Source organism: Alcanivorax sp., assembly GCF_014762765.1.
GTDB lineage: Bacteria > Pseudomonadota > Gammaproteobacteria > Pseudomonadales > Alcanivoracaceae > Alcanivorax.
Genome location: NZ_JABURH010000194.1, coordinates 1 through 9,542 on the forward strand (window position 1 = coordinate 1; position 9,542 = coordinate 9,542).

Genomic DNA, 9,542 nt, shown 5'->3' on the forward strand with positions numbered 1-9,542 from the left:
ATCTGGATCATCATCGGGTAGACCATCACCCATATGAACACTGCCACCGCCAGGTTCACATGGGCGTATTCAAACGCCGCCACCGCTTGAAAAAGCGGCGGCACCGCCAACCCCAGGCCAACCCCGGCGATAATCGCCAGCCCCACCCAGACGCTCAGGTAACGTTCGAAAAACGGCATCAGTGGTCCTCCAAGTCCCTGTGGATTTGCTCACCGCAGGCCACCAGGCCTTTCTCATTGAGGTCATCCAGCGACACAGCGAACAGCGCCTGAAGACGTTTTTCCAGTTGCTGGTAGGTAGCCTCAAAGGCGGCGGCAATTTCCTCGTCCGTGCCTTGCGCATGGGCCGGGTCCGGCAGACCCCAATGCAGTTTGGGCACATCCCCCAGCCACACCGGGCAGGCTTCTCCGGCAGCGCTGTCGCAGACGGTGATGATCAGATCAATATCTTCATCGGCCAGATCGTCCATGGACTTGGAGGCCGGGTTAGCCGGGGTAATGCCATGGCGGGCCAGCACCGCCAGCGCCCCGGGATTTACCTGACCGGTGGGATGGCTGCCGGCACTGAGCCCCCGAAAACGATCTTCGCCCAGGGCATTGATCAAGGCTTCGCCGATAATGGAACGGCAGGAATTACCGGTGCACAGCACCAGAATCGTCACGGGTTGCAGTTGCATGTCAGTTCTCGCAGCAGGCAGGGACAGGAAGGTTCAAAGACAGAGCCTCGCAGGCCGGTGATACCAGATTCGCCATCGTCTGTTGGGCCCAGGCAGGCAGCTCCGGGTTGATGCGGTAATGCATCCAGGTACCCTGGCGCCGCGCCACCACCAGCTGACACTGGCGCAACTGGGCCAGATGTCGGGACACGGTGGACTGCGGCGCACTGACCGCATCCACCAGATCACACACACACACCTCGCCCTGACCGTGCAACAGGCAGACCAGACTCAGGCGAAGATCATCGCCGAGGCATTTGCAGAGCTGGGTGGGAGTGAGCATGGGTCGCCCTGTATTCGTATATTCGGAAATACGGATATTAAAGCTGCAAGCGGCAAGCTTCAAGCTGCAACGCGGGAAAGTTTTGTGACGATGCTGGAAAGGCAAAAGGCCGCGCCCGGAACGGGCACGGCCTTTATAAAAGTCCTGCAGGAGCGTCGCTTGAGACGCGAACCGAGCCTTGGCGAGGAATGCGCTTCTATCTAGCCTAGCCATAACCTTTACATGGATAGACCTGTCGAGCTTTGCAATTCCTGATCGCCCTGCGGCCGATTTCCTCGCTGCGCGAGGTTCGTGCCTCGAGAGGCGCTCCTACAGTCGCTACGTAGCAAGGTTTTGCTCACAGCAGCTTATTTCTTCAGCTTGGCTTCGATCTCGTCCACGGTGATGTGGCGTACATCCTTGCCTTCCACCAGGTAGATAACCTGCTCGCCGATGTTGCGGGCATGGTCACCGATTCGCTCGAGTGCACGCAGGGACCAGATGATGTTCAGCACCCGGGTAATGGAGCGCGGGTCTTCCATCATGAAGGTAACCAGCGAACGCATGGCGCTGCGGTATTCCAGGTCCACCTCGTTATCCTCGGCGGCCACGGCCAGGGCTTTCTTGGCATCGAAGCGGGCAAAGGCATCCAGGGTGTCACGCAGCATGTTGCGCACATGGTTGCCGATGTGGCGCACTTCCACGTAACCGCGCGGAGACTCGCCCTCTTCCGCCAGCTGCTGGCCCATGCGGGCAATCTTGGCGGATTCATCACCGATCCGTTCCAGATCGGAGACCGCCTTGGTGACGGCAATGATCAAACGCAGGTCCGACGCGGCGGGCTGGCGCAGGGCCAGCACTCGGGTGCATTCCTCGTCGATCAGCATTTCCAGCTTGTCGACCTTGTCTTCCGTGTCCAGCACCTTCTGGGCCAGGTCGGAATCCGCATGCAGCAATGCCTGCAAGGCATCCACTACCTGCTTTTCCACCAGGCCACCCATCTCCATCAGATTGTTGCGGATGGATTCCAGCGCCTCATTGAACTGGGTTGAGCTGTGCTCACCAAAATGCATGCGATCCATGATCTGTATTCCTCCGAGCGGCGCTTAGCCGAAGCGCCCGGTGATATAGGCTTCCGTCAGATCGTGTTCCGGTTTGGTGAACACGGTCTCGGTGTCATTCATTTCCACCAGACGACCCAGGTGGAAGTAGGCGGTGCGGTGGGACACCCGCGCGGCCTGCTGCATGGAGTGGGTGACGATGGCGATGGTATAGGACTCGCTCAACTCGCTGATCAGCTCCTCGATCTTGGCGGTGGCGATGGGGTCCAGCGCGGAGCAGGGCTCATCCATCAACACCACTTCCGGGCTCACCGCGATGGTGCGGGCAATACACAGACGTTGTTGTTGACCACCGGACAGGCCGGTGCCGGAAGCATGCAGGCGATCTTTCACCTCGTCCCACAGGCCGGCTTTGCGCAGGCTGTTTTCCACGATCTCATCCAGGTCGTATTTCTTGTTGGCCAGGCCATGGATGCGTGGGCCATAGGCCACGTTATCGTAGATGGATTTTGGGAACGGGTTGGGCTTCTGGAACACCATGCCCACCCGGGCGCGCAGCTCCACCACATCCAGTTTCGGGTCGTAAAGATCCTGCCCTTCCAGATGCAGGTCACCCTTCACCCGACAGATATCGATGGTGTCGTTCATGCGGTTCAGGCAGCGCAGGAAGGTGGACTTGCCGCAACCGGACGGACCAATCAGCGAGACCACTTCGTTCTTGCCGATGTCCAGGCTGACGCCATGGATGGCCTGGTTATCGGCGTAAAACACCTCCACATCACGCAGGCGCATTTTCGGGTTGTCCACAAAGGGCTTACCCACGGTCTGATCGGGATAGGGGGTGTCTTGTGTCATTGCGTCACGCTCGTTAATGGCCTTGTCTTTGGCCGCATCATTGTTGCCCAGAGACGGTTTGTCCAGTTGCTGTGCGGTTTCCATCACTCAAATCCTCGTTACCGGTCCGTTACCAGCGCCGCTCTAGACGCTTGCGCAGTACCACCGCCAGGGTGTTCATGGTGATCAGGAACGCCAGCAGCACCATGATGGCGGCGGACGCCAACGCTTCAAAAGATTGCTCAGGGCTGTCTGCCCAAAGGTAGATCTGTACCGGCAACACCGTGGCAGCATCCAGCGGACCGGCAGGCAGATCGACGATAAAGGCCACCATGCCGATCATCAGCAGCGGTGCGGTTTCACCCAGGGCCTGGGCCATACCGATGATGGCTCCAGTGAGCATGCCCGGCAGCGCCAGTGGCAGCACATGGTGCAATACCACCTGCATCTTAGACGCCCCCAGCCCCATGGCTGCCTGACGAATGCTCGGTGGTACCGCCTTGATGGCGGCGCGGCTGGAAATGATGATGGTCGGCAGCGTCATCAACGTCAGCACGATACCGCCCACCAGCGGCACCGAGCGGGGCAGGCCGAACAGGCCGATGATCACCGCCAGACCCAGCAGGCCGAAGATGATCGACGGCACCGCCGCCAGGTTGTTGATGTTCACTTCAATGAAATCGGTGAACTTGTTCTTCGGTGCAAATTCTTCCAGATAGATCGCCGCGGCCACCCCCACCGGGAAACTCAACACCAGAGTCACAATCATGGTGAACAGGGAACCGAGAATGGCGCCGAGAATGCCCGCCTGTTCCGGCTCACGGGAATCGCCGTAACTGAACAGGGACTGGTTGAATACCATGCGGGTTTCCCCGGAGGCTTCCAGCTCGGCCACCCACTGCTGCTGTTTGGCATTCAGGCGGCTGTCTTCGCGCTGCTTTTCACTGGCCTTGAGGAACAGATCCACATCGTCATCGGTCAGCAACCACAGGGTGCGGGTCTTGCCCAGCAGGGAAGGATCTTCGCGCAACATATCGCGCAGGGCATAACCGGCGCCGGTGCTCACCAGCTGGTTCAACGCCCGGGTATCCTGACGGCCTTCCACAGAGGGGAAACGTTCTGCCAGGGCGTCGCGGATCACCCCCTGATAGTTACCGTAGTTCAGTTCATCCTCGTCGCGGGGGTCGCTGACATCCAGCACCTCGGCGTCGAAGGTGATCGGCAACTGGATTTCATACTCGAAGAAAGCACTGTAACCCTTGCCGATAATGTCGGTGAACAGCAGCACCAGGGCCATCAGGCCGATGCCGATGGAGCCGATGCCGAACGCCTTGAAACGTTTCTCGGCCCGGTAGCGCCGGGCCAACGTTTTGCGGACTTTTTCCGTGGTTTCGCTCATGGTTTCTCTCCGGCTCCTAGTCGTACTGCTCGCGGTATTTCTTCACGATATGCAGCGCGAAGATATTCATGACCAGGGTGGTGATGAACAACATCAAGCCCAGGGCGAAGGCCGCCAGGGTCTTGGCGCTGTCGAATTCCTGGTCGCCGGTCAGCAGAGTCACAATCTGTACGGTGATGGTAGTCACCGCTTCCAGCGGATTGGCGGTCAGATTGGCGGCCAGACCGGCGGCCATCACCACGATCATGGTTTCGCCGATGGCCCGGGAGGCGGCCAGCAGAATGCCGCCCATGATGCCAGGCAGGGCCGCCGGGAAAATCACCTTCTTGATGGTCTCGCTCTTGGTGGCGCCCAGCCCGAGGGAGCCATCACGCATGGCCTGTGGCACGGCAGTAATCACATCGTCTGCCAGTGAAGACACGAAGGGGATAATCATGATGCCCATCACCAGACCAGCGGCCAGGGCCGATTCCGAGGCCACATTCAAGCCGATGGATTCACCCATGCCGCGAATAAACGGCGCCACCGTCAGGGCGGCAAAGAAGCCGTACACCACCGTGGGTACCCCGGCCAACACTTCCAGTGCCGGCTTGGCCACGGTCCGAACCCGGTTGCTGGCGTATTCCGCCAGGTAAATGGCCGACATCAGCCCCACCGGCACCGCCACCAGCAAGGCGATGGCGGAAATCAGCATGGTGCCCATGAACAATGGCACGGCACCGAAGGCACCGCCGGAGGCTACCTGATCGGCACGCAGGGCCGTCTGTGGGCTCCACTGCAACCCGAACAGGAAATCGGTGACTGGCACCTTGCCGAAGAAGCGGATGGATTCGAACAGTACCGAGAGCACAATGCCCACGGTGGTCAGGATCGCCACCGTGGCACACAGCATGAAGAGGGTCTGCAGTACCCGCTCCACCTGCTGGCGAGCGCGCAACTGCGGCGATACTTTCAGCCAGGCCCAGGCGCCGCCGAACATGCACAGCACGATAATCACCACAGTCATGGCCATGGCGCTGGTCTGGCGCAGGGACTGGAGATTCTCTGCCGCCGCCGCAATGGGGGGCTCCACAAAGCCGACCGGGAGAGCGCCGCTGGCCACGTTCTGGATCTTGCTGAGCGTCAGGTTATAGCTGGACGCATCCGTCGGTTGCAGCTCCGCCGGCAAGCCGGCCAGCACCTGCTGACGAATAATGCTGTCATCAAATGCCAGCCACAGGCCCAGCACCACCAGAGCAGGAATGGCACACCACATGGCCGAACGCATGGCAAAGTAAAACGGCAGCGAGTGAAGGTGGCGAATCCCCCCAAGAGGACGGGCCAGCGCGTAGGAGCGGCGAAGCCCCACAAAGTAGGCGCCAGCCACCATCACCACCAGCAGCAACAGCAGGTTTCCGGTTTGCATGTATCACTCCGATCGGATTTGCTCAAACAAGATCAACGCAATGACCTTGGTGGAACAAACACAGGTTTATCAGGGGCGAAAAAGCCCGGTGGCAAACGCCACCGGGCCGAAAGCATCCATGCTTTTTGTTATTTCCCTTACAACTCTTCGCCAGTCATGGACTTGAGGCTGCGAGCCTGCTTGGCCATGTTCTTGCGCAGCTCATCACCCAGCGGGATCAGGCCTTTCTCGCCCAGGTAGCCCTGGTCGCCCCAGGCCTTCTCGCTGGTGAATTCTTTCACATAGCCTTCGATGCCCGGAATCACACCCACGTGGGCTTTCTTCACGTAGAAGTACAGGGAGCGGGATACCGGGTAGTCGCCGGAACCGATGGCTTCAAAAGTGGGCTCGACACCGCCCACGTTGGCAGCCTGCACCACACCGCGGTTCTGATCCAGGAAGGAGTAACCAAACACACCGTAGGCAGCCGGGTTCTTTTCCAGCTTCTGCACGATCAGGTTGTCGTTCTCACCGGCTTCCACATAAGCGCCGTCTTCACGGACGCTGCGGCAGATGGCCTTGTACTTGGACTTGTCTTCGCTCTTGATGGCCTTCAGCCAGGGGAAGGTCTTGCAACCACCCTCGATGGCCAGCTCGTTGAAGGCATCACGGGTACCGGAAGTCGGCGGCGGACCGAGTACTTCGATTTCGGTGTTGGGCAGCGCCGGGTTCACGTCTTTCCAGGTCTTGTAGGGGTTGGCAACCAGCTCTTCGCTGCCATCCGGGTTCGGTACATCCTTGGCCAGGGCCAGGAAGATGTCACGCAGGGACAGATCGATGTGCTCGCCCTTCACGGAGTTGGCAATCACGATGCCGTCGTAACCGACCTTCACTTCGGTGATGTCTTTCACACCGTTGCTCTGGCACAGCTCGAACTCGGACTTCTTCATGCGACGAGATGCGTTGGTGATGTCCGGGTGCTGGGTGCCCACGCCCTGGCAGAACAGCTTCATGCCGCCGCCGGAACCGGTGGATTCGATTTTCGGGGTGGCGTTGCCGGTACGACCGAAACGCTCAGCCACCACGGTGGCGAACGGATATACCGTGGAGGAACCCACGATAGAGATAGTGTCACGGGCCATGGCGGTGCCCGGTACGCTGGCCATGGCCAGTGCCGCAGCGGCACCTGCCAGAGTTGCTTTCATCTTGAAGTTCACGGTTAAGCCTCCTAGTTACATGGCACCGGCGCTTGTCAGGTAACGACCCCACCCCGGTTTTGTTCTTGCAATCTTTGCAAACCAGTTCATGTTTCAGCACCGCGCATGCTAGAGAGGGTTTGTGACAACAACATTACAGCAAGATGGCCCCATTGTGATCCGGGAAATCTCCCCGGCCACTGCCACAGGCTGGCCCTGCCCCACAGGCCCCGTATAATGCCCGCTTTCTCGGTATTCCCCGGCCTTGGCACCGGACCCGGGGGGTCAATGCAGCCCATAGGCTTTTTATGACACAACAACTATTACGCTGGCAGCAACGCTTGACCGGATTCACTACCCTGGTGGGCCGCAGCAGCGCCTGGCTCGCCCTGCTACTGGTACTGGGCATGGTGCTGGTGGTGGTGCTCCGCTACGGCTTCGGGATCGGCAATATCGCCCTGCAGGAATCGCTCACCTACCTGCATGGCAGTCTGTTTATGCTGGGAATTGCCTATACCCTGGCCGAGGACGAGCATGTGCGGGTGGATGTGCTCTACCAGCGCTTCAGCCCCCGGGGACGTGCCTGGGTAAATGTGCTGGGCACCCTGTTTCTGTTGTTGCCGGTGTGCGGAGCCCTTTTCTGGTTGTCGCTGGACTATGTGGCCAGCAGCTGGCGCGAGCAGGAAACCTCCGCCAATGGCGGCCTGCCTTTTGTCTATCTGCTGAAAACCCTGCTGCTGATCCTGCCCGCCCTGCTCACCGTGCAGGCCCTGGCAGAGCTGTTGCGTCACGGCCTGACCCTGCTGGGGGCTGCCCTGCCCACTCCCCAGGAGCACCCCGGGGAGGGCCTGTGATGGAATGGATTCCCCTGCTGATGTTTGTGGTGGTGTGCCTGGTGCTGCTCAGCGGCTACCCGGTGGCCTTTGTGCTGGGCGGCACCGCCCTGCTGTTCGCTGCGGCCGGCATGGCCACCGGCACCTTCAGTCCGGCGGACCTGACCTTTGTTCCCAACCGGCTGTTCGGCATCATCGATAACACCACCCTGATGGCGGTGCCCCTGTTCGTGTTCATGGGAGTGATGCTGGAGAAATCCCGGGTGGCGGAAAAACTGCTGGCCAGCATGGGGCAGCTGTTCGGCGGCCTGCCCGGTGGCATGGGCGTGGCCATCATTCTGGTGGGCGCCTTGCTGGCCGCCAGCACCGGCATCGTCGGCGCCACCGTGGTCACCATGGGGCTGTTATCGCTGCCCACCATGCTCCGTCAGGGCTATCAGCCGCAACTCTCCACCGGCCTGATCTGTGCTACCGGCACGCTGGGGCAGATCATCCCCCCCTCCATTGCCCTGGTATTGCTGGGTGATGTGCTGGCCAACGCCTATCAGGAAGCCCAGCTCAAACAGGGGCTGTGGTCCCTGGATACGGTGTCCGTTGGCGATCTGTTTGTGGGTGCGCTGATTCCCGGCCTGATTCTGGTGGGCCTGTATCTCTTGTATGTGGTAGCCATCAGCCTGCTGAAACCGCAGTGGGCACCCGCGTTTCAGGCCAATGATGGCGAGCCGCGCGGCTGGCGCCCCCTGCTGGGCGGCCTGATTCCGCCGCTGCTGCTGATTGCGGCGGTGCTGGGCTCCATTCTCACCGGCAAGGCCACCCCCACCGAAGCGGCCGGCGTGGGCGCGTTTGGTTCGCTGTTGCTGGCGGCCGGCAACCGGCACCTGAACGGACAGATTCTCGGCCAGGTAGTGCGCGCCACCAGCCGGGTCACCGCCATGGTGTTCATGATCCTGATCGGCGCCAGCCTGTTTTCCCTGGTGTTTCGCGGTTTCGGCGGCGAGGAAGCGGTGCATGCCCTGTTCGAGAGCCTGCCCGGCGGGGTGATCGGCGCCACTCTGCTGGTGATGCTGCTGATCTTCCTGCTCGGCTTTATCCTCGACTTTATCGAGATTACCTTTGTGGTGGTGCCCATTGTCGGCCCGGTACTGCTGGCCATGGGGCTGGACCCGATCTGGCTGGGGGTAATGATCGCCCTGAACTTGCAAACCAGTTTTCTGACCCCACCCTTTGGATTTGCCCTGTTTTACCTCCGCGGCGTGGCGCCGCCAGAGGTAAAAACCGCGCAGATTTACCAGGGCGTGATACCTTTTATCCTTATCCAGCTGCTGATGCTGGGTATACTGGCGCTGTTCCCGGAACTGGCCACCTGGCTCCCGGATCAACTGTACGGATAAATGAACTACGGCGGCTGTGAATAGACCCCAAGCAGGATCTAAACACCGGCTCAAAATATTACGGATAACAAACATGACCGATAACACCGACGACATGCCCCAGCCCATCGGCACCCTGGCCATTCAGACCATTGCCATGCCGCAAAGCGCCAACTGGAATGGCGATATTTTTGGTGGCTGGCTGGTATCGCAGATGGATCTGGCCGGTGCTGTCACCGCCCGCAAGAAAGCCCGTGGCCGCGTGGCCACCGTGGCGATTGATTCCATGGCCTTCCTGCGCCCGGTGCCGGTGGGCGCCGTGGTCAGCTGCTACACCCAGCTTCAAGACGTGGGCCGCAGCTCCATGCAGATTCTGGTGGAAGTGTGGATCCGCGAAGACACCGGCACCCTGTCGAAGGTGACCGAAGGGCATTTCACCTTCGTGGCCATTGATGACACCGGCCGGACCCGGGCGGTGCCGAGGGACT

General features: G+C 60.4%; 10 protein-coding genes and 1 pseudogene. 3 read left to right on the forward strand and 8 right to left on the reverse strand.

The window, feature by feature from the left end; all coding sequences use genetic code 11:
• The 8 genes and pseudogenes from HUJ17_RS14870 to HUJ17_RS14905 form a co-directional block, all read right to left on the reverse strand.
• Nucleotides 1–179 (reverse strand): annotated as a pseudogene (locus tag HUJ17_RS14870) (arsenical-resistance protein); the annotation flags it as partial.
• Entirely contained in the window at nt 179–676 is a 498-nt protein-coding gene (locus HUJ17_RS14875; protein WP_290511426.1) for an arsenate reductase ArsC, read from the reverse strand. The pseudogene HUJ17_RS14870 and the gene HUJ17_RS14875, both read right to left, overlap by 1 nt.
• A 1-nt stretch (nt 677) precedes the next feature.
• On the reverse strand, nt 678–998 hold the full coding sequence (locus HUJ17_RS14880) for a metalloregulator ArsR/SmtB family transcription factor (protein WP_290511427.1): 321 nt from the start codon (nt 996–998) through the stop codon (nt 678–680).
• Nucleotides 999–1,345: 347 nt separating this feature from the next.
• The gene (phoU, locus tag HUJ17_RS14885; RefSeq protein WP_063508444.1) at nt 1,346–2,059 is read right to left on the reverse strand and encodes a phosphate signaling complex protein PhoU; all 714 of its coding nucleotides are present in this window, start codon (nt 2,057–2,059) and stop codon (nt 1,346–1,348) included.
• Nucleotides 2,060–2,083: 24 nt separating this feature from the next.
• Entirely contained in the window at nt 2,084–2,977 is an 894-nt protein-coding gene (pstB, locus tag HUJ17_RS14890) for a phosphate ABC transporter ATP-binding protein PstB (protein ID WP_290511428.1), read from the reverse strand.
• A gap of 25 nt (nt 2,978–3,002) precedes the next feature.
• Nucleotides 3,003–4,271 (reverse strand): phosphate ABC transporter permease PstA, encoded by a 1,269-nt coding sequence (gene pstA, locus HUJ17_RS14895; RefSeq protein WP_290511429.1) that lies wholly within the window; start codon nt 4,269–4,271, stop codon nt 3,003–3,005.
• A 16-nt stretch (nt 4,272–4,287) separates the two neighbouring features.
• Entirely contained in the window at nt 4,288–5,676 is a 1,389-nt protein-coding gene (gene pstC, locus HUJ17_RS14900; RefSeq protein ID WP_290511430.1) for a phosphate ABC transporter permease subunit PstC, read from the reverse strand.
• A gap of 137 nt (nt 5,677–5,813) precedes the next feature.
• Complete coding sequence (locus HUJ17_RS14905) at nt 5,814–6,860, reverse strand: substrate-binding domain-containing protein (RefSeq protein WP_290511436.1); 1,047 nt, start codon at nt 6,858–6,860, stop codon at nt 5,814–5,816.
• Nucleotides 6,861–7,159: 299 nt separating this feature from the next.
• On the opposite strand from HUJ17_RS14905, the gene HUJ17_RS14910 reads away from it, so the two are divergent.
• The 3 genes from HUJ17_RS14910 to HUJ17_RS14920 form a co-directional block, all read left to right on the forward strand.
• Nucleotides 7,160–7,705, forward strand: coding sequence for a TRAP transporter small permease subunit (locus HUJ17_RS14910; protein ID WP_290511431.1), 546 nt, complete (start codon nt 7,160–7,162; stop codon nt 7,703–7,705).
• A complete protein-coding gene (locus tag HUJ17_RS14915; RefSeq protein ID WP_290511432.1) occupies nt 7,705–9,075 on the forward strand; it encodes a TRAP transporter large permease subunit in 1,371 nt (456 codons plus the stop codon). The genes HUJ17_RS14910 and HUJ17_RS14915 overlap by 1 nt, the downstream gene beginning before the upstream one ends.
• Nucleotides 9,076–9,148: 73 nt before the next feature.
• Nucleotides 9,149–9,542, forward strand: a 394-nt coding sequence (locus tag HUJ17_RS14920) for an acyl-CoA thioesterase (protein WP_035249705.1), incomplete at its 3' end; no start/stop codon positions are given.